Source organism: Vibrio sp. Y20_XG_PY13 (genome assembly GCF_024181925.1).
Lineage (GTDB): Bacteria > Pseudomonadota > Gammaproteobacteria > Enterobacterales > Vibrionaceae > Vibrio > Vibrio parahaemolyticus.
The window spans coordinates 75,248-101,185 of the sequence record NZ_JAMZAL010000003.1 but is presented as its reverse complement, the minus strand read 5'-3'; the positions used below and the strand labels follow the sequence as shown (position 1 = coordinate 101,185).

The following is a 25,938-nucleotide window of genomic DNA, read 5'->3' as shown; positions in this document are numbered from 1 at the left end:
GATTCACGGGTTTTGTGTTTTTAGCGGTTATCTTGGCTTATTGCCCGATGGATTAGAAACCTTTGATGTTTTCCGCTTCTAGCTCAGAGAAGTACTTAACTGTCTTCACTTTAAGCTCTTGTTGTGAAGGCTCGTCACATACGATCACTGCTTTAGGGTGCAGCTGAAGAGCAGAAACTGTCCATAGGTGGTTTACACAACCTTCAACAGCCGCTTCTAGTGCAAGTGCTTTGTTGTGACCAGTCACTAGGATCATCACTTCTTCTGCGTCTAGTAGTGTGCCTACACCGATAGTCAGTGCGTATTTAGGAACTTGGTTGATGTCGCCATCAAAGAAGCGAGAGTTCGCGATACGAGTATCTTCAGTTAGTGTCTTGATGCGAGTGCGAGAAGACAGAGAAGACGCTGGCTCGTTGAATGCGATGTGACCGTCGTTACCTACGCCGCCCATGAATAGGTTGATTTTGCCGTAAGACTTGATTTTGTCTTCGTAGCGTTTGCATTCTGCTTCGTGGTTGTCAGTGTTGCCGTTCAACAGGTTGATATTTTCTTCTTGAATATCAATGTGGTTGAAGAAGTTGTTGTACATGAATGAACGGTATGATTCTGGGTGATCCGCAGGGATACCGATGTATTCATCCATGTTGAAAGTGACAACGTGTTTGAAACTTACTTCACCAGCTTGGTAAAGCTCGATCAGTGCTTTGTAAGTTGCTAGAGGAGTGCCACCAGTTGGTAGACCCAGAACGAATGGACGCTCAGCAGTAGGTTTGAAATCGTTGATACGCTTAGCGATGTGCGCAGCTGCCCACTTACCTACTTGTGCTGCTCGAGTTAACGGGATAAGTCTCATTTTGTGCCCCTAGTTATTGGAATTTAAGATGTTCTGAAACATTAATTCGCATTATAAAATAAGTAATGGCGAACTGCTATTGTTTTAGGTCAAAAATTTGCTTTTTCTTTAACCAATGTTGCCTTTTGCAACCAGTTTTACGTTTGCTTTACGCTAAATTGTTAACTTGTGAGTGTTTTTTGGTCACTTTAGTTCATTGATAGATGCGTAAAATTTATGGCTTGAATTAAGTTATAAAATAAACATCAAGCGTCGATGTTCTGGGTTTATTGGATGGTAAGTGGCGGAAAAAATTCAAATATTTTGATCTCACTCAACCTCGTACATGGCAGGTAAATCATTCCTTAACCATAATTACAGCGTGTGAACAGGTAGGGATATCACGATGAAAAACGAATTGGATCCAAGCAAAGTGCTACAAGCGTACGAAAACGTCATGAACAACGGCTCGCCAACGGAGTTCGGTAAGATCTATGAAGGTGTGGAGGCGTTCTCGGATTACGATGGTTACAACGTCTTTTTAAGAGGCAACGGCGTGGAGCTGAAAGTGGGTTTCCACAACACGTATCACCTAGAGTACGAGCAGGAGCACTTAAAAGAAACGTTTTTGAAAAAGATTGCGATGCTGGCGAAATAGGTCGACATTTCCCATGCACCAAAATCGCAGATATTAAAAAAGCCCTCGGGAGAACGCGCCCTTGGGCTTTAGGAGAAGAAATGGGTCAGAAGCGTTCACTCACACCGAATGATGAACGTTTGTTGAACATCTGACGTTTGGTTATTTCTTATTAATCGTCTTCAGCCAAACTCTCTTCTGCATAGTCGTCAGCCGCATCTGGTTTGTTGCGACCGTTTAGCGTATGGAAGCGCTTACGACCACGAGCCAGTTGGGTGTATTTTAACCAAGTGCGCTCGATTTTAGTTTTCGCTTTGCCTGGGTTTTCTAGCACCTTGACGAAGTGTTTCTCTTCGCTATTCTCAGGTGTTAACTCGCCTGACTCTAAGCCAAGCATAGTATCCCCATAAATTGTTAGGATTTCCTCTTCCGAAAGAGTAAAATCGCCAGACTTTGCAAAGCCGCGTGGGAATTTTACGTTGTCGTAAAAACGTTTTTTGCCATGACGGAATTCAGTGTCAGACATGTCAACAGCCTCTGTAACCGTTATTGATGAATGTAGTGAACTACGGCGAAAATTAGGCGCAAAGCTAACAAAAGAAAAACAAAACTTTTTTGTCGTCAAGATTTTAATTAATTGTTAATCTGGTTTGATATTAACCAGGAGTTGGTTTATGGATGTTAAGGTCTTTAGAACATTTTTAGAGCTGGCAAAGGTTCGTCACTTCGGACGCGCAGCTGAGAACCTGTATATTACGCAAGCAGCGGTCAGTGCCCGCATCAAACAATTGGAAAGTTACTTCGATACGCAATTGTTTATTCGTGATCGAAATAACATAAAGCTGACCTCAGCAGGGGAACGCTTAATCAGTTATGCCGAAGTTATGGTCACCACATTGCAGCAAGCAAAACTGGAATTATCACTTGAAGATGGAAAAGCATTACAGCTCACCATGGGCGGTACGCCAAACATTTGGGATGCGTATTTGCAAAACTGTTTGAGTATTGTGACGGATTCTTTCGGCGGTTACGGCTTTATGGCCGAGGTGATGGGCCGTGAAATGCTAAGCCGTAGCTTATTAGAGCGCACGTTAGATATGGCATTTGCGTTTGACCAAATCAAAGCTGATGAGCTTAATTGTAAAAAAGTCGCGGATGTTGTCCTTGTGCTGGTTTCTACCGAGCAAGATTCATTAGATACGGTGTTTGAGCACAAATATGTGTATGTGGATTGGGGAACACGCTTCGCTTCTGAGCACTCTGAGCGTCACCCTAAAATTCCGGCTCCGTACCTGCGCACATCGACTGCGCGTATTGCTTTGGACTTCATTTTAGAGAAAGGCGGCGCGGCGTATCTGCCGGTGTCTCTCGTAGAGCCGTTTATTGCGAATGGGCAGCTCTACAAGGTGTCTGGAGTGGAAGATTGGTACCGACCTATCTACTTAAGCTATCGCAAAGCCAGCACGTCTGTAGAAGCAATTAAACAGGTCGAAGAGATTGTGAAAGAAATCGATCCTCTCACGGCTTACAGCTTGCAACAGATTGGGTCTGCATCATCGGACGCAAACCATTAACGCTTGGCGTCAATGAAAACGAAAAAATGAAAAGCCCCCTTGGCGTTTGCTTTGGGGACTTTCTTTTTAAGCGAGATTTATCACCGGATGGCGATAGGTCGATATCTATGAACCGATAGTTACGGCAAGTCAAAGATTAACGCAGTAACCGATTGATTGGTCAGGTTACGAAATGTCACCTTGCTCTGAGCTTCGATTTTAGCGCCATCACCGCCCGTTAGCAGGGTGTTGTCGATATGCAGCTCTCCCGATACTTGATGAACGTAAACATTTCTTCCAGAGTGGATGTCGAAGGCGAGTTCGCGATTCGGCTCCAAAATCAATTGATACAAATACGCATCTTGTTTGATGTGCAGTGTGCCACTCTCTCCCGTTGGGGTTGCAATGGTGGTTAACCCTGCATTACGTCCAAAATCTTTTTGCTGGTAGCCCGGTTTATTCCCAAAGGTGTTAGGTTGAATCCAAATTTGCAAAAAGCGTAAAGGGTCTGTTTCTGATGCGTTATATTCGCTGTGGTAAATGCCTTTACCTGCCGACATCAGTTGAAACTCCCCCGCAGGTAACGTTTGTACATTGCCTTCACTGTCTTTGTGCGCAATGACACCTTCTAGCACATAACTGATGATCTCCATGTCGCGGTGACCATGAGTATCAAAGCCTGCGTTGGGTTGAACTAGGTCATCGTTGATGACTCGCAGTTCAGAAAAGCCCATGTGTTTTGGATCGTAGTAGCTACCAAAAGAAAACGTGTGTTTGCTGTCTAGCCAGCCAAAGTTTGCTCGACCTCGGTCTTCTGCGTGTCTTACGGTGATCATCAGTGCCTCCAGTGTCCGTGGTTAGGAGAATTTTTTGTTTAGGAAGTTATCTAACGCCGCTTTACCTGCGCCAGAAAAGGCCAGTGAAACACTTGCTGCTAGCAGAGCTAGGCCAAATTCGTAGCCGTTATTTGCCATAAATAAGCCGTTTTCGAAGTGCACTGAGAAAATCGCCACAACCATAGTGAATGAGAGTGCGACTGCTGCAGGGCGTGTCAGCAAACCAAGTAGAATAAACAAGCCGCCGAAAAATTCTGCGCTACCAGCAAGAAATGCCATCAATACGCCAGGGCCAAGTCCAATTGATGCCATCCATTGTCCTGTGCCTTCCAAGCCGTAGCCGCCAAACCAACCAAACAGTTTCTGAGCGCCGTGCGCCATAAAGATGATGCCGATAGGGATACGTAGTGCCAGTGCGCTGTAACCTGATTGTGATGTCGTGATTTTGTGTAAAAGTGCTTTCATGGTGCTGTCCTCGATATGTTTGTTTCAGTGGGAGTGTGTCTGCTCCTGAGCTGTTGAGAACAGTTTAGGCGTGGTTGATGAGGTTATTAATTGGCTTTATTTGACCTTCTCGTTCAATAAATTCGAATTAGTATATTTTAACGTTTTTGCTCAGACGCTTATCTGTAATTTATTGGGAGTAAGATTGGCTAATTTAGCGATTTTAACGACAACTAAGTCGTAAATTTCGATGGATTTGGTATGTGAGAGAAAAGATATTGTTGATCAAAACGCAAAAAAAAGAGCACAGGGGGCTGTGCTCATTGCTTTCACGATTACAAGGGAGAAAGGTGTGTCCAAAGTAGAAGATCAAAGGTTCATCAAACTTTCTAATGACTCCTCGACATTGTTGTAGTGATAGGTCCGAATATTCACGCCATCTGTGGCATTGATTTGAATTTCTGAAATTTCGTTACCTGAGTCACGTTCGATGATCCCAATGGAGTGATCAACGGATTTACTGGTAATAACCTTTTGGTTTCTTAGTACAATTACGCAAGTATGTAAGTCCATGCCAATTCCCTTTAGCCGACGTTGTTGTGATGTTCTGGATTTAACTTTAGTGTACAAATTCGCTAATGCCAATAAATCTCAATATTGAGTTCCGAAAATGGCTAATTTTCATTTGTTCTGCGTTCTACAATGAAGTTATATCGAGTTGTTTCCACAGAATGCACGAGCAAGGATCGCTTCATGTTTATCCATCCTCATACATCGTTGACCTTCGAGCAGTGCCAAAAGGCGCGAGTGTCGCGAGACAGCCGTTTTGATGGTCGATTTTACGTCGCGGTAAAAACCACAGGGATTTTCTGCCGACCGATTTGTCCGGCGAACCTACCCAAAGAAGAAAATGTAGAGTACTTCACCGATAAAGCCCAAGCACTTAAAGCGGGTTATCGTCCTTGTTTGCGTTGTCGCCCAGACAGCGCGCCGGGATCGTGGGCATGGAAAGGCGTAGAAACAACATTTCAACGCGCGATTTCGTTGATTGATCGAGGAGAGCTGCATCACCACTCGGTGTCTGAACTGGCAGAGCGCGTTGGTATTTCTGATCGTTACTTGCGTATGTTGTTCGAGCAGTATCTCGGCATGTCACCAAAACAGTACGCGCAATATCAGCAGTTAATGTTCGCCAAACAGTTGCTGCATTCCAGTTCGATGTCGGTTACGGAAGTCGGCTTCGCCGCTGGTTTTAACAGCACGCGCCGTTTCAACGATGCGTTCCAAAAGTTTCTGAAGCTCACGCCTTCTCAAGTTCGTCGAAGAGAATTTGATGGCGTGAGCACGAATCGAATTGCGTTGTCTTATCGTGGCGAGTTGAATTGGCAACACATGCTGGATTTTTACCGACTAAGAGCCATTGAGGGCGTGGAGCGGGTGAGCGGCGAGAGTTACCAACGCAACGTTTGTTTGGATAACAGCAAAGCGTGGTTTAAGGCGATCAAAGGTGAAGGAAACCTTGAGCTTGAATTCGAAATTGAAGAAGTTGCGAAGCTGCAAAACTTAGTGTCTGGAATACGTCGTATGTTCGATCTCGACACCGATATTTGTACTGTCGAGCAGCATTTGGATTATGTGGCACCGGGGCTTGTTTCGAACCGAGGCATTCGGATTCCTGGAGTGTGGAATGCTTGGGAAGCCGGGGTTAGAGCCATTCTTGGTCAACAAGTGTCGGTCAAGGCCGCGATAGGCCAGCTTAATTTATTGGTGAAAACGCTCAGTGGTGATGCTGACAAGCGCTTTTTCCCGACGCCAGATGCGATTGCGAATGCCGACGTGAGTTTTTTGCGGATGCCGCAAAGTCGTAAAGAGACGTTGGTGCGTTTCGCTCAGTTTATGCAAAACAACGCGGAGACGGATCCGCAACAATGGTTAGCGTTGAAAGGCATTGGACCTTGGACGGTCAGTTATGCTCAACTGCGTGGGCAATCCCAACCCGATTGCTTTTTAGATAAAGACTTAGTGGTGAAAAAAGCGATGCAGCGCTACCCATCACTCAATACGCACACCGCAGCCCCTTGGGGAAGCTACGCGACGTTTCACTTATGGAATCAATCATGAACACAGTTTATACCGAGATGCCGAGCCCACTAGGTGCGGTCACTATCCAATCTAACGCTGAGGGCTTACTTGGCATTTGGTTTGAGACTTGTACGACCAAGCCAAGTGAATTGGGGCGAAGAGATGATCAGCATCCGATTTTGCGCCAAGCCGTCACCCAGTTGGACGAATACTTTTCGGGTCTGCGCAACGAATTTGATTTGCCTTTGGCAGCGACAGGTACCGATTTTCAAAATCAAGTGTGGCATGCGTTAACGACTATTCCATACGGCGAGACGTGGAGCTATCAAGATCTCGCCAACGCGATTGGCAACCCGAAAGCCGTACGTGCGGTTGGGTTAGCAAATGGCAAGAACCCTATTTCCATTGTGGTGCCTTGTCATCGCGTTATTGGTAAAAGTGGCAAACTGACTGGGTATGCTGGTGGGGTAGAACGCAAACAACGTTTGCTCGCATTAGAGCAAGGTACACCACTTTAAGTGAGGCGATTCTCATATTGTTGTTTGGCGTGCAACGCACGGTTGAGAATTGTGTAGAGTGGTTTATTTACGAACAAGATAACAAAGGATAACAAGGGCATGTCTTTCAAAATGGATTTTGATGCATTCATGAGTGAGTGTTGGCAGCTGCACGAGGAAAAGCCAGTACAGGTTTATGCTCAGCTAGAAACGGCGCTGAATGAGGTGGAAGCGCTCAGCCAAGTTGAGCGAATATTTGCACTGATGTTGCACACCGCAATTGGGCACCTTGAGCATCCCGAACGATTTCTTGCCTGTTTAGACAGCTTAGATGATCGCGCCATTACCGAGAGTTTGGCGTTTCAACGTAGCATCGCCGTTGCACGCTTTTTTGTCGATGGCACTGAGAATGTGGCATTGCTAGAGGAGCAAGATCAGCGTCGCGTGTTCTCTCTTATTGCGAACGAACTTTCTGCTCTTACTCAGCTTGAACCAGCGAGTCAATGGTTGGCGAAAGCCGCGTTAGAAATGACACCACACGATGCAGAAGAGGTGCTAGCGCGTTCGATCGCAATCACCGCAAACAACTTGGCTTGTCAGTATGAAGAGCTCTCAGAGCGTACTGACGAGCAGAAAGCGAGGATGTTAGAGTCTGCAAGGCTAGCACTGGATTATTGGAAAATAGCGGGCGGTTGGATGCAGGAAGAGCGCGCAGAATATCGTTTGGCGATGAGCTTGCTGAAAGCCGATGCACCTAAAGAAGCCAAAGTGCATGCTGAACGATGTGAAGCCATTTGTCTGCAAAACGGCGGCGATGCGTTTGAGCTTTTTTATGCGCATGACTTATTGATGCAAGTGCATTTTCAACTTAGCCAGCAATGCAAAAAACAATTGGATGCGCAGGTGCAGCAATACTGCACAACCAGCGAACTGGCGTAGGTTTGCCGCCACAGCAAAAAGCCCCGAGCTAATGGCTAGGGGCTTTTTGGCTGTCTAAACACTTTCGTATTTCTAGGTGTTGATTATGCCGTTTGCGGTTTTGGCTGGTATCGTCCAGGTTTGTGGTTCATCGCCAAAATCAAGTTGGTCGCAATGGCACCAAGAACGGAGAGAGCGATAAGGTGCACATCCACAATAAACAGCGACATCACCACGATGGCACAATCGAGCGCCATCTGAATTTTGCCCGCTCGAATCCCAAAGCGTTCCTGAAGGTACAAGGCCAAAATATTAAAGCCGCCCAAACTCATCTTGTGACGAAATATCACCAGCATACCAATACCGATCAATCCACCGCCCAACAACGCTGCGTAAAAAGGTTCGATTCGGGAAATTTCGATCACGTGGTGCAAATGGTCGACCGCGAAGGAGACAATAGAAACGGCAATAAAGGTATTAACCGTAAACCTCCAGCCCATGCGCATCACAGACAGAATATAAAAAGGCAGGTTAAGGGCGAAAAATATTTGACCAAAACTGAAGTCACTGACTTTGGTCAGAAAGATGGCCAAGCCAGCGGTGCCGCCAGTCAGTAATCCTACTTTACTGAAAAATATCACCCCAAGTGACACCAACGCGCTACCGAGCGTCAGAGCCAAGAGGTTTTCTCTTAGGCTATGATCTTTATCCATAAAACAATTTCCTTGGTTTAAAAACCGCGCCGGAGACAATCTGTCTATCGAACGCGGTAAACAGTCACCAAAATAGCGACTAATAAATCGACCGATAAAATGTCGCGAAAAGTGACCAATGTCGAGTTTTTGGACAAGATTATGATGATGTTAAGCTGTTTAACATAATGTACACATGAATAAAAACAACAAGGAAAAGCGATGATTAAGCAAGTTGGCAACACTCAAATTAACCCCCTGCATCGACTGACCTGTCACTGCGGAAAAGTCGAACTGGAACTGACGTTACCCAACGGAATTGAAAAGCCGAGACGCTGTGATTGCTCTATGTGTCGTCGTCGAGGTGCGATTGTGGCTTCAGTCCCTTTGAGTGGTATTCGTATCGTTCAAGGTGACGATGTTTTAAAGCTCTACCAATTTAATACGCATACCGCGAAGCATTTTTTCTGTAGTGAATGTGGCATTTACACGCACCATCAACGCCGATCAGACCCAAGTGAGTACGGCTACAACGTGGGATGTTTAGAGAGCGTTAACCCGTACGAATTGGGTAATATTGAAGTGATGGATGGCGTTAACCATCCATCGGATCGTTAGACTAAGTAGCTAGGCGTGTCATTGGGATTAGGTAAACAAGCCGCCGTTCATCCACAAATGAGCGGCAATACTGGCGGCGTAGCCCAGAGCGATCACGGGCGTCCATTTTAAATGGCCAAAGAAAGTGTATTGGCCACGCGCTGCGCCCATTAAAGCCACACCCGCGGCAGAACCAATCGACAACAAACTACCCCCTACGCCCGCAGTGAGCGTAACAAGCAACCAGTTACCAGTGGACATGCTTGGGTCCATCGTTAGTACCGCAAACATGACCGGAATGTTATCGACAATGGCAGAAAGCACACCAACCATCACGTTCGCCCAAACCGGATTCCATTGGGTGTACATGACGTTTGAAACCAATTCGAGATAACCGAGCAAGCTCAAGCCGCCTACACACATCACGACGCCATAGAAGAACAGCAAGGTATCCCATTCGGCGCGAGAAACACGATGGAATACGTCAAACGGTACGACAGAGCCTAAACGTTTCAGCGCATGATCGTCCCCATTCGCAATCGCCATGGCTGCTTTTTTCGCGAGCGAATGTTTGAGGGTTTTTCTTAAGAAGTACCCGAAGAACTGTAGGTACGCCAAGCCCATCATCATACCAACCACGGGTGGGAAGTGAAGAACTGCATGGAAGGAGACAGCCGTAGCGATCGTGAGGACAAACAGCAGCACAATGCGCCTTGCGCCACGTTTTAATTCGACATGCTCGTGGATGGTATTGGGTTTGGTGTTCGGTACAAAAAGGGACATTAAAAACGCTGGCACGACATAGTTGATTAGAGAAGGGACAAACAAAGGCATGAATTCAGAGAACCGCACGTGCCCGGCTTGCCAAACCATCAAGGTTGTAATGTCACCAAATGGGCTGAATGCCCCGCCCGCGTTGGCTGCGATAACGATGTTGATGCAAGCAAGATTGACGAACCTTGGATTGTCGCCAGACACTTTCATTACCACCGCGCACATCAAAAGGGCCGTGGTTAAGTTATCTGCGATTGGAGAAATGACAAACGCTAGAAAGCCTGTCAGCCAAAACAGTTTTTTGAACCCGAACCCTTTCCCGACCATCCACGCTTGTAGAGCATCAAAGAGTTTGCGCTCTTCCATCGCGTTTATGTAGGTCATCGCGACGAGCAAAAACAGCAACAGCTCGGCGTACTCAAGTAGGTTATGTTCCAACGCCGCTTTTGCCACGTCTTGCTGGTGGTGCTGGGCGAAGGTGTAACCAATCAAAATCCAAATCAGACCTGCCGCGAGAAGTACAGGTTTGGATTTTCTCATCTTCAAATACTCTTCGAGCATGACCAGAATATAAGCGATCGAGAAAAGAATGAGAGCGATATAGCCTACGGCGGAGTTCACCAGATTAAGATCACCGGATGCCGCTGCAAAGCTGGAACTAGAGAACAACAAACAGCAGAAAGCCACAATAGGATAGATTGGCATAGACATTTCTCCCTTGTCTTGTTGGAGAAATATTAGCCATAAATTAAGGGGTTAGTTGTGAGAGAGCTCGAATTAACAGTAGGAGTTAAGATTTGGGTAGCTTGCGCCACTATTTTCTGAGTGACGCAATGCTCGCCGCGCCAAATAAGATCGCAACAGCGTATAAACCATAAGTTAGCCAATGGCTAATTTCTAGAAAAGGAATGAGTCCCTGACCTGCCCACATACAGCCTCCGTTTAATGAGCAATGTTGTAATAGTCGGGTCAATCTAAAGCAAATGAACAATGTTTTTTGTGAGTGACGGCAAATTCTGAAGGATTAGAAAGTCAAATTTTGGTGAGTGAGAGAGAACTCTCACTTTAAAAATCAATACGCTAACACTTTAGTGTTAGCGTATTGCTGAATCCATTTAGCGGAGTAGGGCTTTTTTCAGTGGAGATGCTTCAATTGCCCTTACCAACAACAAGGTCACGATGAGAGTGGCAGGAAACAAGAAGGCATCTTTTGCTAAGTCTTGTAATCCTAAAAAGCCCGCTATGTTCATCATGACAATAATGACCAACAGATGGCTCACGTAAACGCCTAAAACACTTGGGGCCCACTTAAATACCCATGGCATGTTGCCAAAATTAGGATGAACTAACAGCCACATGAACACGCCGAGTGACCAAATGACGGTGCCAAACAAGAAGTCGTTAGAGTTGAAGGCCACATCGTATTGCATCAACCAGTAGGCTTCACCAAAGTGCAGAGCCATACCGAGGAGAATCAGGCGAATGGTGCTGTTGCGTGACCAAAGCCACTGTTTTTCTCGAATCAAGTAGCCAAATACCACAAGCAAGGTACTGAAAAATGGCCCATTACGAGTGAAAAACGGAGCAGGTAAATCGGTGAGAGGTGCATAGCTGCCTGCCAAAACACCATAGACGTAAAGCAGCACTGCTGTTGGAAGCAGTAACTGTGTCATGCCAATTCGAACTAAGAAGGCGATGATAGCGACCGCAATCACCAATGCTGGAATAAACCACAGGTGGACAAGCCCGCCTTCTAGTAATGAATTCAGTGGTGCAGACGCTAAGTATCCCCAGTAGCCTTGTCGTTCGGCAAGGTATCCCGCTTCTGCTACGACTTGCCATTGGAACGGCATGAGTAAGCTGATCACGCTCCAAACCAACCAAATTTTCATTAGAGGTTTCGCATAGTTGGCTAAAGTTTCGAGTGGATTGCTGCTCAGCTTAGGTTGGATAAGGTAACCAGAAATAAGGAAAAAAAGTGGAACCGCAAAACGAGCGAGCTGATTAAGAAGATAACCGACCCAAGGTACGCCATCCTACTGCCAATAAGTGAGGGCCATTTGGCAATGCAGCCCGACAATTGCCACCATGGCAATGATGCGTGCAAATTCTAAACTGGCTATTTTTCGGTTTGTCGCCATACGTTACTTACCTAAATGAATAAAAAACTTCAGCGAAAGTAACAGTTCGCGATGCACTTCATGCATGAAAAAATCAACACATTGCAGCTTGAACCTTAGCAATGTCTGAATTTAAGACTCACTTCAAACTTCTTGATTCCGCATCTATTAACCCACTCAATAGGTCGATCTTAGCGAGAAAATGACATGGATAGATGGTTAGACCAGTTAACTCTTCATTGCAAAAAAGAACGACCGTGCTAAAACATACAGTTATGAAAAAAGGAAAAGTAACGAAAGAGTTCATTCTGCAGCGCGCATTTGAAATTGCCAGTGAAGACGGCTTAGAAAGCCTCACCATTGGCGAACTAGCGAAGCAGTGTAGCATGTCCAAAAGTGGTCTGTTTGCTCACTTTAATTCCAAGTTGAATTTGCAGCTTTCCGTGCTTGAGTACGCAAACCAAGTGTTTGCTGAAAGAGTGATTGAACCTGCTCGCGGGCTTGGTGATGGTAATATTGAGCGGAAAATCCGAGGGTTGTTGGATTCTTGGATGACGTGGAACCATTCATTTCAAGGCAGTTGTATGTTCCTTGATGCGTGGAATGATGCCGCAGACAAAAATTGTCCGTTACAAGCGGCATTACGTAAAGCGATTGATACTTGGTTAAGTTATCTAGAAATTCAAATTGCGAAAGGCAAAGAAAACCAAGAGTTTATAAGCGACTTAGATACTCGTCAGGCGACGTTCGATTTATACGGGCAGTACCTGAGCGCGCATGTTTTCTATTCGATCAAAGGTGAGGAAGAGAGCTTACGCCTATTTTGGCAAGGCATCGACAACTTGCTTGCTCGATGGAGAGGTTAACACCGTCTACGGGTAACGAAGATTCATTTTAAAGAGTGACAGAGTTCGCTCTTTCTTATCAGTATAAAAAGCACGACCGTTCTATTTTTGCCAAGTGTGCTGATAACTAAGGAAAAGATCATGAGTGAGAAAATCTATTTTAATACCTCGCAGCGTTTTAGTGTGAAGCGCAGTCTCGTCAATATCAGTACCCGCTTGCACCACACATTAGCCCCTTCGCATGCGAAGAAAACGGCGCGAAAACTGCTGCTTACTCCAGCGCGTACGCAACCAAAAAATGCGGAGCCACAAGGATTAGTTAAAGCAGAAATCCAAGGGCACACTGGGGCTATCAAAACGTATTCGTTGGGTCAGGGGCCTGTGTGGGTTCTGACTCATGGTTGGTCGGGCACGGCGAGCCAGTTTTATCCGTTGATGGAGCATATCGCGGCTTGTGGATTTACAGCGTTGGCTTACGATCATCCAGCACATGGTGAAAGTGATGGTCAATATGGCCATATTCCGGGCTTTGTGCGTGGTTTGGAAGAGGTTCTCGACTCGGTAGAAGAAGGCGTCGCCGGATTGGTTGGACATAGTATGGGAACGGCGTCTGCACTTGAGTGCCGTCATCATAAGTTGGAAAACAAGCCACTGCTATTGATTGCGCCAGTGTTGAACTACGTAGAGAACTTGTTTGGCAGCATTGCGCGTTCTGGCTATTCAATGAAACTGTTCAAAGCGGTGGTATCGGAAGTGGAAGATCAGTATGGCTACCCATTGCAATCGATCGACCCTCTGAAGCGACTCTCGGAGCGAGCGGCACCCACGATCATCGTGCATGATGAGAAAGATAAATTCACTAAACACAGCATTTCCGCTCAAGCCGCTGACGAGATTGAAAATGTTGAGTTGGTGACAACACAAGGTCAAGGCCATGGGCGAGTCATGAAGTGTGAGCAAGTATTTAGCAGCTTCGACCGCTTGATTGAACGCGTGTAGTTATTGGCTTAATGATGTTTAATCACAATGAAAAAAGAAAGGACAGCCGGGGGCTGTCCTTTTTCGTTTTTAGCTTCTGTGAGTGCAAGGTTTACACTCAGAATGTTAGGCTTAGTTACAGTTAGCTACGCCAACTTCTTTCCATACACCCCATTCGCCAGACTTGCTTGGATCGTCACCCTGAGTCCACCATTTCGCTTCCCACGTTTTACCTGCGTGAGTCACTTGGTTGCCACCTGTGTACACTGCGCTCGCATCCCATGCGTTGTCACAAGTACCTGGATTTGGATCGGTTGTGTGCTGTGCAACAACCACTGTCGCGCTTGCCGATGAAGACGCTTTACCGTCGCTCACACTTACAGTGAAACTTAGGCTTGTGTCTTGCGGGTATTCCGCAGCAGTGAACGTCACTTTAGAGCCGCTTACCGTTGCGTTCAGACCTTGAGGCAGAGTCCAGTTGAAAGTAAGAGTATCGTTGTCTGCATCGCTAGACGCAGATGCATCTACAACCACAACGTCACCAGCATTTGCTGTTGCTGGAGCAACAACTTGCGCTACTGGTGCGTTGTTCACTGGGTCAACCACACCTGCTGGCTTCACAGTTACTACAACCAGGTCAGATGCCGTTGCACCTTCGTTGTCAGTCACTGTCAGCTTGAAGGTTAATTGCTCTTCAACAGTAACTTCTGCTGCATCAAAGCTTGCTTTCGCTGTGTTTGCACCTGCTAATACCACTGCCGTGCCAGATACTTGTTCCCACGCGTAACTCGCGATAGTGCCGTCAGAGTCTTTCGATAGGCTACCATCTAGAACCACACTTGCAGGGCCAGTTACCGATTGATCTGCGCCAGCTGCGGCTGTTGGTTTACGGTTTGGTTGAGGAACCACACCGCCTGCCATACCTTCGTGCATTGCGTTGAGAATGTCGCCGTTATCCGCGTCGATTTCCCAAGAGAATAGACCCGCAAGACCTAGAGATTTCGCGTAGCTACCTTTTGCTAGCACTGAACGATGGTCATCAAATGTGATCAACTCACCCGTTGTACGGTTCCATACCCATGGTGCTTCAGCTTGTGCATCGTAGCCGTACTCGAAGCCGTTAATGCCAGTGTTGTTTGCACCTAGCATGAATGACTTAATGCCTTTGTAGTCGATTACGCCATCTTCCCAAACACCTTGTGTAGTGCTGCCTTTCAGTTTACCTGTCGCAGTACCTGTCATTGGGTCATTTGGATCAGTGAGTGTATCTGGTGTTACGCCTTCCCAGCCACGGCCATACATTGCAGTACCAAGGACTAGCTTGTTCGCAGGAACGCCTTGAGCAAGAAGAAGTTGGATACCGTTATCTGCTGTGTACGCAGGGCCTTTGTAAGCTTCGCCGTTTTCATCTACGCCGCTGCCGTCACATTGACCAGGGCGCATGAACGAACCACAGTAAAGTGCTGTTTGGTGACCAGGAACGTTGTTCCAGCCACCGTAGAAGTCGTAAGTCATCGCGAAGATGTAGTCCATGTATTGAACGGCATCTGCGTAGTTTACGTCTTCAATTTTGTCGTAGCCGACACCGATTGCTGAAGTTAGCTCGTAAGTACGGCCAGTTTCTGCTTCTAGCTCATCTAGCATTGCGCGCAGTTCACGCATCAATGCAACGTAAGCTGGACCATCGTTTACTGGGTCGCCTTTATCTGCTGCAGCACCGCCGCCACCAGGGAATTCCCAGTCAATATCTACACCATCGTAGAATTTCCAAGTTTTCAGGAATTTCTTAACCGATGCCACGAATGTGTCGCGGTTCGCTTTATTAACGAAATCGTAGAATGGGTCAGACAGTGTCCAGCCACCGATAGATGGGATGATTTTTAGATCAGGGTTACGTTGTTTCAATGCCATTAGCATTGCGTAGTTACCCTTGATAGGCGTGCTGTACTCGTGGCCAGCTTGCGGGAAGCTCTTCTGGTAAGCGGCCCATGGGTCATGGATTACCACTTCGTAATCAGGCACACCGCGACATGCAGTTTGAAGAGCGTTAAAGCTGTTACCACCAACAGACTTAACAGATTCGTTTGGACCACAGATTGGAATAAAGCCGTAAAGGATGTGAGTTAAGTTGTCGGCTGGCATGTTGTCTACGGTGTAGTTACGACCATAGATGCCCCATTCAACAAAGTACGTACCCATCACGACGCTAGGGTCGGTGTTGTATGTTTTGTTGTTTGGATCAACGTTCATCGTTAGTGGCTTCAAGTGAGAGCCATCTGTATCCGCGATGGTGATTTCTGCAGGAGCACTTTTCGAACAGCCTGTAGCATCACACGCTTCAATTTCCATTTGGTACAAGCCGCCTTGGCCGTAATCAAATGTTGCTGTGGTTTGGCCGCCAGTGATAGCGCCTGTTGCGACTTTTACGCCATCAAAATAGATGTTGTAAGTGTCGCCAGGTGTACCGCTCCACTGGTTGAATTTAACGGTGATTTTAGCTTGGTCATGGTATTTCACCATGTCGTAGTAGCCAGATGTGGTTTCCATAGCCAGTTCAATTTTAGAAAATTGAAGGTTATTAGAACCGTACATATCGACACTTGGTGCGGTCGGAGCTGCGACTGCAGCACCTGATAGCGCTAAAGCAACCCCAGCTGCACATAGGTTAAATCGAATCATAACTTCTCTCTCAATCCTTGGATTCATGTTCTTTCGTGAACATAAGCTGCTCTTGCACCAGATAAGATGATCAGATTTGCACCACGTGCAAAAGCATCACACTCAGCATTTCAGAGAGTTTTTTTTCGTCAAAAAAAATTAAAACGGTTTTCGAGTCACATGAGAGAACTTAAATAAAACCCACACTCTGTTACACGGAAAATGTAAGACTGAGTCAATAATTTATAAATATTTGGCAGGAATTAAATTAATTGTTTACTCAATTTTGGTGGGTATAAATGCGACGAATATCTTATTTGATTGTTTATTAAGGTTTTATTTCATCGCATAGAAGTGCCTTAGGTCGGTAAAATAGTGGTAAAAAACGTGCTAGTCGCGACTGAAATGTTCACTCAGAGCGGCTCGTCGTTTTGATGCTGCGCCCACTTCTGAACCTTGAACAGTATGCTCAAATCCCTTTCGAATGAATCGCTGATCTGGGATTCGAGGTTCAATTCGGCGTATTTGTGGTGACAGATGAGAGCCAGAAAGTTGATACGCGGTTTCACCTAATCCGGTATTTAAGGTGATGACTTTGCCATCAAACGCAAATTCCGTCGTGATCAAACGATGATTTCGATACACCCCATCGGATGTAAAAATAAGGCGTTCGGTTTGATAAGGTGGAGCACCAATTTCGATCCACTCACCATAGACGTGTTCGGGGTTGATGTAATCTTGGTAGGAGACGTGGAGCTGATAAGCGAAAAAAGCCACCAAACTGCAGACAAAAATAACGAACGCACTTTTAACCATCTTAAGCTGGTGTCGAGCCCAAAATGAAAGTTGCGGTTCTTTATCTTGTTTCCTTTTCCTGCGAGCGGGTATGGCCATGAGTACTCTTATCGTCCTTTTTTAATATGGTGGAAACCTTCCGCACTAAAAACAAACAATCTCGCCGTTGCGACCCAGAAACTATGATCTAATGTCCACTTTTACAATCGGATACACTATTACTGATTGATTTGTCGTTAATGATTGACTCCTTAGTGATTAAGAATGGACTGCAAATTTCGAATTATTCTTTCCTGTTGCGTTAGCCAAATTCTGTGCTGATTAACTGAGTTCTTAATTCGGTAGAATCTCTGTGCTTTAAAGGCTTGAGTCGCAGAAAAAAACAGGGTAAAAAAGAGCGGACTTTTGATAAGGAAACCAATAATGAGTATTAAGGAAAATAGCTATTTTGCAGGTGGTGTAAAGTCACTAGGTTTTAACCAGCACGGACAGGATGTTAGTGTCGGTGTGATGCTTCCGGGCGAGTACACATTTGGTACGCAGGCTCCTGAGCGCATGACAGTCGTTAAAGGTGCTCTCGTGGTGAAACGCGTAGGTGAAGCCGATTGGACAACCTACAGCAGCGGTGAGTCGTTTGATGTTGAAGGTAACTCATCATTTGAGCTGCAAGTGAAAGACGCAACGGCTTACTTGTGCGAATACCTATAATCGGTACAAATGCTGAATTGCTTTAAGCCACCTTCGGGTGGCTTTTTTAGTTGCGTAATTTCCTTGAACTGGCGCACGAGATATCGCTTAGAATTCGGTATCTTGGCGCTATTTATGCGCAACTGTGTATATACTTAGTATAAGTACACCCATCAACCAAGGAGGAAGTGATGGCAGTACAACGTAAGCATTCTGATCTCCCTCCTCGCTACGAAGCGAGCGATTTAACGAATGAACAGCGACACCGCTTTACTGAAGTAGCGAACGCGGCGCACAAAAGACGCAAGTTTTACAAACAGGCGATAGAAAAAAGCTTGGTCGGAAAAATGAAGGAGCAAGCTTTTAAGCCAGTGATTGCACCACAACAAGGAAAACCAAGCCGGGCGCGTCAAGCCTTCTGGTTGATCGTGTTTTTAGCGCTTGGGTTGTGGGCGATGCACTTTTTTGCATAATCGGGCGACTCACAGAGGCTTAGCACGCCTCTGTCATCTCAAGCATTGATTCTTGTTGTTTGCGCAGCTCACCAGCATGAGAACAATGTTCGTAAAACGCGTACTGATTTTTACCCGTGTGTTTCGCGGCATACATCGCTTTGTCTGCGCAGCGGGTAAGCTCTGATAAATCGTTGGCGTCTTGTTTATAGATTGCGGCTCCTACGCTCATCGTCAGCTCATTATAGGTATCGTAGTTTTGATATCCCTTTGGGAACAAATTAACGATGCGATCCAAAATGCCATCTAGGTCTTGTTTACTGCGCACATCGTAAAGCATTAACACGAACTCATCGCCTGCGAAGCGCGCAATGGAGTAGTCATGTTTATCGGTTTTTCGGTCGCTGTTACGAATGCTTTTCTTCAATCGAGTCGCAAATGCTTTCAACACTTGGTCGCCAACATCATGGCCATAGGTGTCGTTGATGTACTTAAAATTGTCGATATCGAGAAAAACCAACGCAGTGACACTGCGTTCGTCTGAGTGGTCAATGTCGTGCAGTTTTGCTCTGGCCCACGTTTCAAAGCTCCAACGATTCGCTAAGCCCGTCAGTTGGTCTAGGTAGGCCAACTCCTCAATCCCTTCTCGGTAAAGGGTTTGAATGTAGCTGACGACTTTTGCGTAGTAGTAGGAGAAGGTATGGCAGACAAAACTGATGGCTATCAAGGTGAACATGAACCGACGCTCGATCATATCGCCAGTGGCCGGTAAGCCGTCTAAAAACGTAATGCCAAAGAAAACCAAAATCATGTAGGTAGCGCTAAAGAGTAAACCGACTTTGAACTCGTTAATCAAAATGATGGTTGCGACGATGGGGTAGAGCCACAATAACTTTCCGGAGGGCGCATCATTAAAAAGAAGTAGTAATAACCCCTCAAACATGATGACGGCGCTGAGCAGTAAATCGGCATATTTGTGATGCCTTTGCACTTTAATGAGATAGCAGATCCCTAAGCAGGCGATGGCACTGAAGGCATGCAAAACGCTTAACCCCCAATGATTTTCGAGCGATTGGACGATAGCGCCGTACACCAATAGTGTGGCGGCAATGCTAGAACACAGAAAAACGATTTTCTTTTTTCTCGTCGAGCGGATATCCGCCATTTCTTCTAGGCGAGCCCCGGCCAATGTCGACATCTTCTATCCCTACTTAAATTGATATGTACGTCTATTCTAGGCGGTATTTTAGCGATAAATAGAATAACAAAATCGCCAAATGTGAACTTAGTCATGTTGCGAGGTGATTGAATCTTGTAAGGAATTTTCTGGGTGTGACGACGCCAAGGGTTTTGTTTATTACGATATCTATCGATATGTTGCCTGCAATATGGTGATGACGGTTACAAAGTTACCTTGATGTGTGCACGTTGATAAATACAGATAATGCATAAAAACGGCTGTTGGTGAGTCGATTCTCAATTCGCTGAATGGCGTCATTTGACTGCGTTAAGCCACTTATCAACCGCGTACCTATTGAGCTCATTGTTCGTCAGTCGATGATCTCTAAGCTCCGTCAATGAGTCGCGTGGGCTTGAAAAGTCATTAGAAATATTTTCCTCAAATGACAGGAATTATTGTTGTCGTTGTGACCAATCTCCGACTAAAATCCGCGCTGAATCTCAGTTTCATCTCAAACGAATCCCGAATTACTTTTTATAGGCTGCCTCACAGTTCTCTGCGAGGCAGTTTTAGTTGTTGGAAAGGTTAAAAACATGCCTAAAAGCCAAAACATCAACCAACGAATGTCCATCGTGGCATTAGCTTGGCCGATTCTTGTCGAAATTTTGCTACGGACGGCTTTAGGAACCAGTGACGTGTTCATGCTGAGTGGCTACTCGGACAAAGCTGTATCCGCTGTTGGTGTGATCACGCAGATTACCTTTTTCTTAATCATCGTTTCGACGTTTGTCAGCAGCGGAACGGGGATTTTGATTGCCCAATACAATGGCGCAGGGCGCGAGCAAGAGTCTGTGAATGTCGGCGTAGCAAGTATTGCGCTGTCTGTGATCATCGGTGTGCTATTGAGTGTGATTGCCGTGCTTGGCGCGATATTCCTGCTCCCGTATTACGGTTTGGAGGCGCAAGTCGAGCAATACGCACGTGAATATTTGCTGATCAGCGGAGCGATGACGTTCAACGTCACCATAGGCATAGTCTTTACGACCATTCTGCGTAGCCATGGCTATTCGCGCTCTCCAATGGTGGTGAACTTGATCTCGGGTGTGTTCAACATCATTGGTAACTATATTGCGCTTTACCAGCCATTCGGTTTACCTGTGTATGGTGTGCAAGGTGTAGCAATAGCAACCGTCGTCAGCCAAGTCATCGGTACGTTAATGTTATGGTTTATTCTCGCTCGCAGCAGCATTGAACTACCGATGTCGACCATGAAACAAGTGCCCGCAGAGATTTACAAAAAGATCTTAAAAATCGGCGGTATGAACGCGGGTGAAGTGCTGTCTTACAACGTGGCGCAAATCTGCATTGTGTACTTTGTGGTGCAAATGGGGACGGCATCGTTGGCAGCTTTCACTTATGCGCAAAACATTGCCCGTTTCTCGTTTGCTTTCGCGTTGGCAATTGGTCAGGCAGCGCAAATTCAAACTGGTTACTACATCGGTAAAGGTTGGGTGAGCAGCATTTTAAAACGCGTACAAATCTACTTCTTAGTGGGATTTGTGGCATCAACGGCGGCAACCACACTGATTTACCTGTTTAGAGAAGAGATTCTGCGCGTATTTACCGATCAACCAGAAATACTCGCATTGACAGGCTCGTTAGTCATGGGCTCAATTTTGCTTGAGGCCGGACGTGTGTTTAACCTGATTTTTATCGCGGGGCTCAAAGGCGCGGGTGACATCAAGTTCCCAGTGCAAATGGGGATTTTGAGTATGTGGGGACTAGGCGTGCTTTTCTCTTACATCTTTGGCATCCACTTGGGTTATGGCGTTTTAGGGGCTTGGATGGCAATCGCACTCGATGAATGGGTGCGTGGTATCATCATGGCAAGGCGTTGGCGCTCTCAGGTGTGGACCAAGTTTAAGGTGAGCTAACGGTTTTCGGTATCGCGCATCACGCTTATTCTGTTGTTAGAAACCAAAAAAGGCACTGTTAGTCAGTGCCTTTTTGTTATTTAAAATCTGGAAGACGTTAGAATTCGCACTCAGCTTTGAACACCATGCGCTCTTTGCTGTATGGATGATCCAGCTCTAGCATCTCAGCATGCAGGTGTAAGCGATTCGCTTTTTCGCCGTATAAACCATCACCAACCATTGGCATGTTTAACCCCATGTGATGAGCACTGTGTACACGTAGTTGGTGAGTTCGCCCGGTTTTCGGATACATGTATACCTTGCTGCGTCCATCTTTGACTTCAATCAGTTGCCAGTAGGTTTCTGCATGTTTCCCGTGTTCAAAACACACCAGTTGACGTGGGCGGTCGTCGGGGTCACCACGCATTGGCAGTGAAATTTCCCCTTCCGGCTCGTTCAATACGCCTTCGAGCAGGGCCATATAACGTTTTTGTACGCCGCGAGCCATAAACTGTTTTTGCAGACTTTTGTTCGCGCGCTTAGTTAAGGCAAACACCAAAATGCCAGAGGTTGCCATGTCGAGGCGATGAATCACAAACGGCCCTTCCACATCAGGGAACATCTCTTGTAGGCGAGTATAAGCAGAGTCTTTGATGGTTTTACCCGGCACTGAAAGTAAGCCCGATGGCTTGTTGACAACGACCATAGCGTCGTCTTGGTAGATTATCTCTAGCTCTTTGTCTTCTGCCCAATTCTCCGCCAATGGGTTAGGTTCGACGTCCAGCCCTTGCATCATATGGCCTAAAATCGGCTGACATTTGCTATTACACGATGGGTAGAACTTTTTGTGTTGGCGAACTTCAGACTTTGGCGACACACCCCACCAAAATTCCGCCAACGCCAGCGGTTTGAATCCGTGTTTAAACGCGTATTGGAGCAGTTTTGGCGCAGCACATTCCCCCGCACCTGCTGGTGGTATTGGGTTTGTGGTGTCCGCAAAAATGTCCACCAAGTCGCGTGCTTCGCCATGGCTGTTTAGGAAGCGGTATTGTTTATGCAGCTTGTGCTGTAAAGCGTTGGAGAGTGTCTTGCGCTGCTCTTTAAGGTGAGCAAGTTGCTGCTCTAACTCGGCCAAGCGCGCTTCTTTGATTGCAAGCTTTTCATCCCACGCTTGCTTTAAGTATTTGAGAACGTTTTTCTCGGCGACACTTTGCTTACCCAACTCATCCAACAAGATTTTGAGATCATCGGCATTGAGCGTTTGCTCGCCCTGTTGGCGCTGTCGCTTGCGTGCTGCTCGGCCATCAATCATCACTTGGCGCTGTGTTTGCTCCTCTTGTTGATAAGCGGCTCGGTCGGCTTGGATTTGCGCTTTAAGCTCCGCCAATTCCGGATTCGCGGCACAGGTTTTGTACTCCGCATTGGCGGCGTTGATGGCATCCGTTTCTGCGCGGAAGAAGCCTTCATCGGTCAGCATGTCGTACACAGGAGGGACAAATCCTGGAATCAAGTTTTGGTCAGCAATTTTGCCAGAAAACGCACTTAAAAAGCCGAGCTCGCCTTGAGAGCTTTCTACTAGTAATACGCCAAACATTTTGCCTCGTCCCGTTTCTTCATCAACCAAACCAAAATCGTGTTCGAAGTCGGTTTGCGCTAATAAGTGCTGTTGCAATTGCTTTGCAGCCATAACGCAAAGAGGATGCGGCGTGTAGTAGAACGGAAACGTAAACTGCGTTGGTAATTCATAGTCAGAAGTATCAGCAGTAAAACGAGTAAAACAATGTTCAGGCGAGTGCATGGTGGGTATCCGCGCGAGTAAAAAATCGAGCGAGGATTGTACCTGTTTGAGTCAGGATTGCCATGTCGGTGTTGGCACTCGCTCTTGGATTAAGAACAAGAGCGAGTGGGGAAGAGCTTATTGCAGTTTTTGTAATGCCAGCTTCCACTGTGCCGGTTTGTCGTAGTAGGCCGAGTGCGGCAAGGTCAGGTACTCGCCATTTACTTCTGCAATCAGGGTTGGATAACCACCAACGTGTAACTGGCGCATCAACTGTCGGCTAGAGCGAATTTTCTCATCTAGATCGGCTTCGCTTAACGTCATGTTTTGCTCCCACACATCGTTTGCTAAACCTAGCGATTCTGCAATGGCTTTGAGCGTCGATGCTTCATTCACTTTTAACCCGAGCTGATAATGCGCGGATTGGATGGCCTTTAGCATGTGCCATGGATTCAGCCCCATTTTCTCCGCACTCAAGATCGCTTGTGTGGGTAGATAAGAATCAAGAACAAACGCATCTTCGCTTTTCACTCGTTGCAAATATGCCTCACCAAACGTTGCTCCGGTTTCGGTTGCGATACGAGCGTCACTGTTGATGATGTGCTGACGAAATTCAGATTCAATCGCGCGTTTCTCAATCATACCGCCGGGATGAAGCTCTACCTTAAATTGAGAGGTGTCCATCAAGGCTTCGATGAGTGGTGATGCCCCGTAGCACCAACCACACATGGGATCGAAGAAGTAATGCACGGTTACCATGACATTTCACCAGTATGCACTTTTGCACCGATTTCTAGCGCGATTGGCAATTGAGCTTCTGGGTATTTCGCTGACATGGTGTCAATGAGTTGAACGCTGTTATTGCTGTGTTTTTTCGCTTGCTGAAAATCCTGCAAGTATTGTTGCGAGTAGCGAATGGTGTCTGCGTTCAGCTTTGTACCTGCTTTCATGTGACCAGGGATGACCACTTGAGGTTTAAGCGCAAGCATCTCGCTAAGCTGCTGCTCCCAAGTATTGATGGCGGTTTGGTCAGCGGCATCGGCCATCCACAAATGTACGTTTGAGTACACGGCTACGTTACCTAGAATCGCTTTGTTATCTGGAATCCATAGGTAAGGGCGGTGTGCTGATGTGCCATGGTTACCACGAATTTCAATCTTATGACCTTCTAGCTCCAATGATGCTTTATCGTACGCGACAGGGATCACTGGTTTTACCGGTGCGTTTGCGCCAAGCTTTGGTCCCCAGTACGCCAGCTTTCCAGCCAATTTCTCTTTAATAATTTTTTGAACCGCAGGCGTTGCGATGATCTGCGCATCAGGGAACTGTTGGTGTAAGGCCTCTGCGCCAAAGTAGTAGTCTGGGTCCGCTTGGCTGATAAAAATGGTTTTAAGCGTTTTGCCTGAGTCCAATACTTTAGCGGCAATGCGCATCGCGTCAGCTTTGGTGAAGCCAGTGTCGATGACCATGGCGTCAGTCTCACCGTATACCAAGGTTGAGTTAACGTGGAAGCTGTTACCGTCGGCGTTGTAAACCTCAAGAGTAAGGGGAGAGTGGTTTGCCGCTAGGACAGGGCTTGCCATTAAAACGGATGCAGCAATCAAAGTGAATTTTTTCATAATAAGCTCCTAAAGAATTTGGGGCCAAGCGACGATGGCTTGGGAACGGGAGCTATATTAGGAAATTGATACGCTCGGAAAAATACACAATAATGTGCATCACTATTTCTTATTTCGAGCAAATCTATGGACAGAGTAACGGCAGCAAAAGTATTTGTGGATGTGGTGTATTCTGGCAGTTTTACTGCGACCGCAGAGCGGTTAGACATGTCTCGGCCAATGGTGACTCGTTATGTAGAGGCTATGGAGAACTGGCTGCAAACTCGTTTGTTGCACCGCACCACGCGCAAGGTGTCGCTCACCACCGCAGGGGAGCGCAGCTTGCCTCAGATTGAGCGCTGGTTAAAACAGGCCGATACGTTGACGTCGAACATTGCCGTTGATGGTGAGCTGTCCGGAAAAATCCGTCTCGCGTCTAGCACTTCATTTGGATTCTCACAGTTGCTCCCAGCAGTAAACAGTTTTATGCAAAAGCACCCCAAAGTGCATATCGACATAGATCTGCAAGATTCAGTGAGTGATCTAACCGAGCAACGCATCGATCTGGCAATCCGAATTGCGTCAGATCCCGATCCTTCTTTGATTGGTAAGCCGATTGCGGTGTGTGAATCGGTGTTGGTGGCATCGCCACAATACTTGCAAACTCACCACGCGATCGCGCATCCGCGAGATTTATCTTCACACGACTGTTTGGGTTACAAAAACTTTGAGCGTCACGTGTGGCATTTGTCTCAGGGCGACCAGTTCGAATCGGTGGGAATTGAGTGTCGCCTAACCAGCAATGAGGCTACGGCGTTATTGTATGGAGCGTTACAAGGCATGGGTATTTCGATGCTGCCAACCTATTTGAGCAATATCTATCTGCAATCGGGTCAGCTTGAGTCGGTGTTGCCGAATTGGAAGCCAAATGATCTCAACATTTACGCGCTGTATTCATCGCGTAAACACTTGTCTCCTGCGGTGAGAGCCTTCATCGATCACAGTGAAGATTACTTTAAACTGCACTCTTGGTAATCGCGAAAGGCGTCGTCATCCCGACTTGAGATTCATAC

At 46.5% G+C, this 25,938-nt stretch carries 25 protein-coding genes and 1 pseudogene; 12 read left to right on the top strand and 14 right to left on the bottom strand.

Annotated elements, in window-relative coordinates; all coding sequences use genetic code 11:
* Positions 1-52: 52 nt before the first annotated feature.
* Positions 53-853 (bottom strand): glucosamine-6-phosphate deaminase, encoded by an 801-nt coding sequence (gene nagB / locus NL646_RS09460; RefSeq protein ID WP_005464933.1) that lies wholly within the window; start codon positions 851-853, stop codon positions 53-55.
* A gap of 385 nt (positions 854-1,238) precedes the next feature.
* On the opposite strand from nagB, the gene NL646_RS09455 reads away from it, so the two are divergent.
* Positions 1,239-1,490, top strand: coding sequence for a DUF3081 domain-containing protein (locus NL646_RS09455; RefSeq protein ID WP_005464900.1), 252 nt, complete (start codon positions 1,239-1,241; stop codon positions 1,488-1,490).
* 151 nt (positions 1,491-1,641) lie between these two features.
* Here NL646_RS09455 and NL646_RS09450 read toward each other — a convergent pair whose 3' ends face one another.
* Complete coding sequence (locus NL646_RS09450; RefSeq protein WP_005464927.1) at positions 1,642-1,995, bottom strand: DUF413 domain-containing protein; 354 nt, start codon at positions 1,993-1,995, stop codon at positions 1,642-1,644.
* Positions 1,996-2,143: 148 nt separating this feature from the next.
* On the opposite strand from NL646_RS09450, the gene NL646_RS09445 reads away from it, so the two are divergent.
* Positions 2,144-3,043 carry a LysR family transcriptional regulator gene (locus NL646_RS09445; protein ID WP_005464903.1) on the top strand — a complete coding sequence of 300 codons (900 nt, stop codon included), beginning with the start codon at positions 2,144-2,146 and terminating at the stop codon, positions 3,041-3,043.
* 119 nt (positions 3,044-3,162) lie between these two features.
* On the opposite strand, the gene NL646_RS09440 is transcribed toward NL646_RS09445, so the two are convergent.
* From NL646_RS09440 to NL646_RS09430, 3 genes are all read right to left on the bottom strand, one after another.
* A complete protein-coding gene (locus tag NL646_RS09440; RefSeq protein ID WP_005497668.1) occupies positions 3,163-3,858 on the bottom strand; it encodes a pirin family protein in 696 nt (231 codons plus the stop codon).
* A 21-nt stretch (positions 3,859-3,879) separates the two neighbouring features.
* Positions 3,880-4,323, bottom strand: a complete 444-nt coding sequence (locus NL646_RS09435) for a DoxX family protein (protein WP_005464911.1) — start codon at positions 4,321-4,323, stop codon at positions 3,880-3,882.
* A 348-nt stretch (positions 4,324-4,671) separates the two neighbouring features.
* The gene (locus NL646_RS09430; protein WP_005464930.1) at positions 4,672-4,875 is read right to left on the bottom strand and encodes a hypothetical protein; all 204 of its coding nucleotides are present in this window, start codon (positions 4,873-4,875) and stop codon (positions 4,672-4,674) included.
* Positions 4,876-5,055: 180 nt separating this feature from the next.
* On the opposite strand from NL646_RS09430, the gene NL646_RS09425 reads away from it, so the two are divergent.
* The 3 genes from NL646_RS09425 to NL646_RS09415 all read left to right on the top strand — a co-directional run bounded on the left by NL646_RS09425 (position 5,056) and on the right by NL646_RS09415 (position 7,820).
* Positions 5,056-6,423 carry a DNA-3-methyladenine glycosylase 2 family protein gene (locus NL646_RS09425; RefSeq protein WP_025789698.1) on the top strand — a complete coding sequence of 456 codons (1,368 nt, stop codon included), beginning with the start codon at positions 5,056-5,058 and terminating at the stop codon, positions 6,421-6,423.
* A complete protein-coding gene (locus NL646_RS09420; protein ID WP_005464913.1) occupies positions 6,420-6,902 on the top strand; it encodes a methylated-DNA--[protein]-cysteine S-methyltransferase in 483 nt (160 codons plus the stop codon). The genes NL646_RS09425 and NL646_RS09420 overlap by 4 nt, the downstream gene beginning before the upstream one ends.
* Positions 6,903-7,001: 99 nt before the next feature.
* Positions 7,002-7,820: a hypothetical protein gene (locus tag NL646_RS09415; protein WP_069492872.1), complete on the top strand. Its 819-nt coding sequence runs from the start codon at positions 7,002-7,004 to the stop codon at positions 7,818-7,820.
* A gap of 83 nt (positions 7,821-7,903) precedes the next feature.
* Here the strand turns inward: NL646_RS09415 and NL646_RS09410 are convergent, their stop codons facing one another.
* Positions 7,904-8,512, bottom strand: a complete 609-nt coding sequence (locus NL646_RS09410) for a YitT family protein (protein WP_005464880.1) — start codon at positions 8,510-8,512, stop codon at positions 7,904-7,906.
* Between the two features lie 201 nt (positions 8,513-8,713).
* Between NL646_RS09410 and NL646_RS09405 the strand changes: the two genes are divergently transcribed.
* Positions 8,714-9,109: a GFA family protein gene (locus NL646_RS09405; RefSeq protein WP_065770963.1), complete on the top strand. Its 396-nt coding sequence runs from the start codon at positions 8,714-8,716 to the stop codon at positions 9,107-9,109.
* Positions 9,110-9,136: 27 nt separating this feature from the next.
* On the opposite strand, the gene nhaD is transcribed toward NL646_RS09405, so the two are convergent.
* Entirely contained in the window at positions 9,137-10,567 is a 1,431-nt protein-coding gene (gene nhaD / locus NL646_RS09400) for a sodium:proton antiporter NhaD (protein WP_005482814.1), read from the bottom strand.
* Positions 10,568-10,977: 410 nt separating this feature from the next.
* Positions 10,978-12,003, bottom strand: a pseudogene (locus NL646_RS09395) (acyltransferase).
* Positions 12,004-12,257: 254 nt separating this feature from the next.
* On the opposite strand from NL646_RS09395, the gene NL646_RS09390 reads away from it, so the two are divergent.
* Both NL646_RS09390 and NL646_RS09385 read left to right on the top strand, forming a co-directional pair.
* Entirely contained in the window at positions 12,258-12,848 is a 591-nt protein-coding gene (locus tag NL646_RS09390; protein ID WP_029796395.1) for a TetR/AcrR family transcriptional regulator, read from the top strand.
* 120 nt (positions 12,849-12,968) lie between these two features.
* Complete coding sequence (locus NL646_RS09385; protein WP_021821208.1) at positions 12,969-13,826, top strand: alpha/beta fold hydrolase; 858 nt, start codon at positions 12,969-12,971, stop codon at positions 13,824-13,826.
* A 111-nt stretch (positions 13,827-13,937) separates the two neighbouring features.
* Here the strand turns inward: NL646_RS09385 and NL646_RS09380 are convergent, their stop codons facing one another.
* Both NL646_RS09380 and NL646_RS09375 read right to left on the bottom strand, forming a co-directional pair.
* A complete protein-coding gene (locus NL646_RS09380; protein WP_253664131.1) occupies positions 13,938-16,484 on the bottom strand; it encodes a glycosyl hydrolase family 18 protein in 2,547 nt (848 codons plus the stop codon).
* A 369-nt stretch (positions 16,485-16,853) separates the two neighbouring features.
* Positions 16,854-17,357, bottom strand: a complete 504-nt coding sequence (locus tag NL646_RS09375; RefSeq protein ID WP_020841634.1) for a DUF2850 domain-containing protein — start codon at positions 17,355-17,357, stop codon at positions 16,854-16,856.
* A 324-nt stretch (positions 17,358-17,681) separates the two neighbouring features.
* Here NL646_RS09375 and NL646_RS09370 point away from each other — a divergent pair, with 324 nt between their 5' ends.
* Together NL646_RS09370 and NL646_RS09365 are read left to right on the top strand one after the other, a co-directional pair.
* On the top strand, positions 17,682-17,966 hold the full coding sequence (locus tag NL646_RS09370) for a pyrimidine/purine nucleoside phosphorylase (protein WP_005464991.1): 285 nt from the start codon (positions 17,682-17,684) through the stop codon (positions 17,964-17,966).
* A 170-nt stretch (positions 17,967-18,136) separates the two neighbouring features.
* Entirely contained in the window at positions 18,137-18,418 is a 282-nt protein-coding gene (locus NL646_RS09365) for a hypothetical protein (RefSeq protein WP_253664130.1), read from the top strand.
* A gap of 19 nt (positions 18,419-18,437) precedes the next feature.
* On the opposite strand, the gene NL646_RS09360 is transcribed toward NL646_RS09365, so the two are convergent.
* Entirely contained in the window at positions 18,438-19,595 is a 1,158-nt protein-coding gene (locus NL646_RS09360; RefSeq protein WP_005464995.1) for a GGDEF domain-containing protein, read from the bottom strand.
* Between the two features lie 575 nt (positions 19,596-20,170).
* Between NL646_RS09360 and NL646_RS09355 the strand changes: the two genes are divergently transcribed.
* Positions 20,171-21,511, top strand: coding sequence for an MATE family efflux transporter (locus NL646_RS09355; protein ID WP_062905932.1), 1,341 nt, complete (start codon positions 20,171-20,173; stop codon positions 21,509-21,511).
* 97 nt (positions 21,512-21,608) lie between these two features.
* On the opposite strand, the gene NL646_RS09350 is transcribed toward NL646_RS09355, so the two are convergent.
* The 3 genes from NL646_RS09350 to NL646_RS09340 form a co-directional block, all read right to left on the bottom strand.
* Positions 21,609-23,288 carry an RluA family pseudouridine synthase gene (locus NL646_RS09350; protein WP_025558361.1) on the bottom strand — a complete coding sequence of 560 codons (1,680 nt, stop codon included), beginning with the start codon at positions 23,286-23,288 and terminating at the stop codon, positions 21,609-21,611.
* A 117-nt stretch (positions 23,289-23,405) separates the two neighbouring features.
* Positions 23,406-24,026 (bottom strand): DsbA family protein, encoded by a 621-nt coding sequence (locus NL646_RS09345; RefSeq protein ID WP_005497686.1) that lies wholly within the window; start codon positions 24,024-24,026, stop codon positions 23,406-23,408.
* Positions 24,020-24,886 (bottom strand): MBL fold metallo-hydrolase, encoded by an 867-nt coding sequence (locus NL646_RS09340; RefSeq protein WP_025558360.1) that lies wholly within the window; start codon positions 24,884-24,886, stop codon positions 24,020-24,022. Before NL646_RS09340 ends, NL646_RS09345 begins: the two co-directional genes overlap by 7 nt.
* Before the next feature lie 126 nt (positions 24,887-25,012).
* Here NL646_RS09340 and NL646_RS09335 point away from each other — a divergent pair, with 126 nt between their 5' ends.
* Complete coding sequence (locus NL646_RS09335) at positions 25,013-25,900, top strand: LysR family transcriptional regulator (protein WP_253664129.1); 888 nt, start codon at positions 25,013-25,015, stop codon at positions 25,898-25,900.
* Positions 25,901-25,938: the final 38 nt, after the last annotated feature.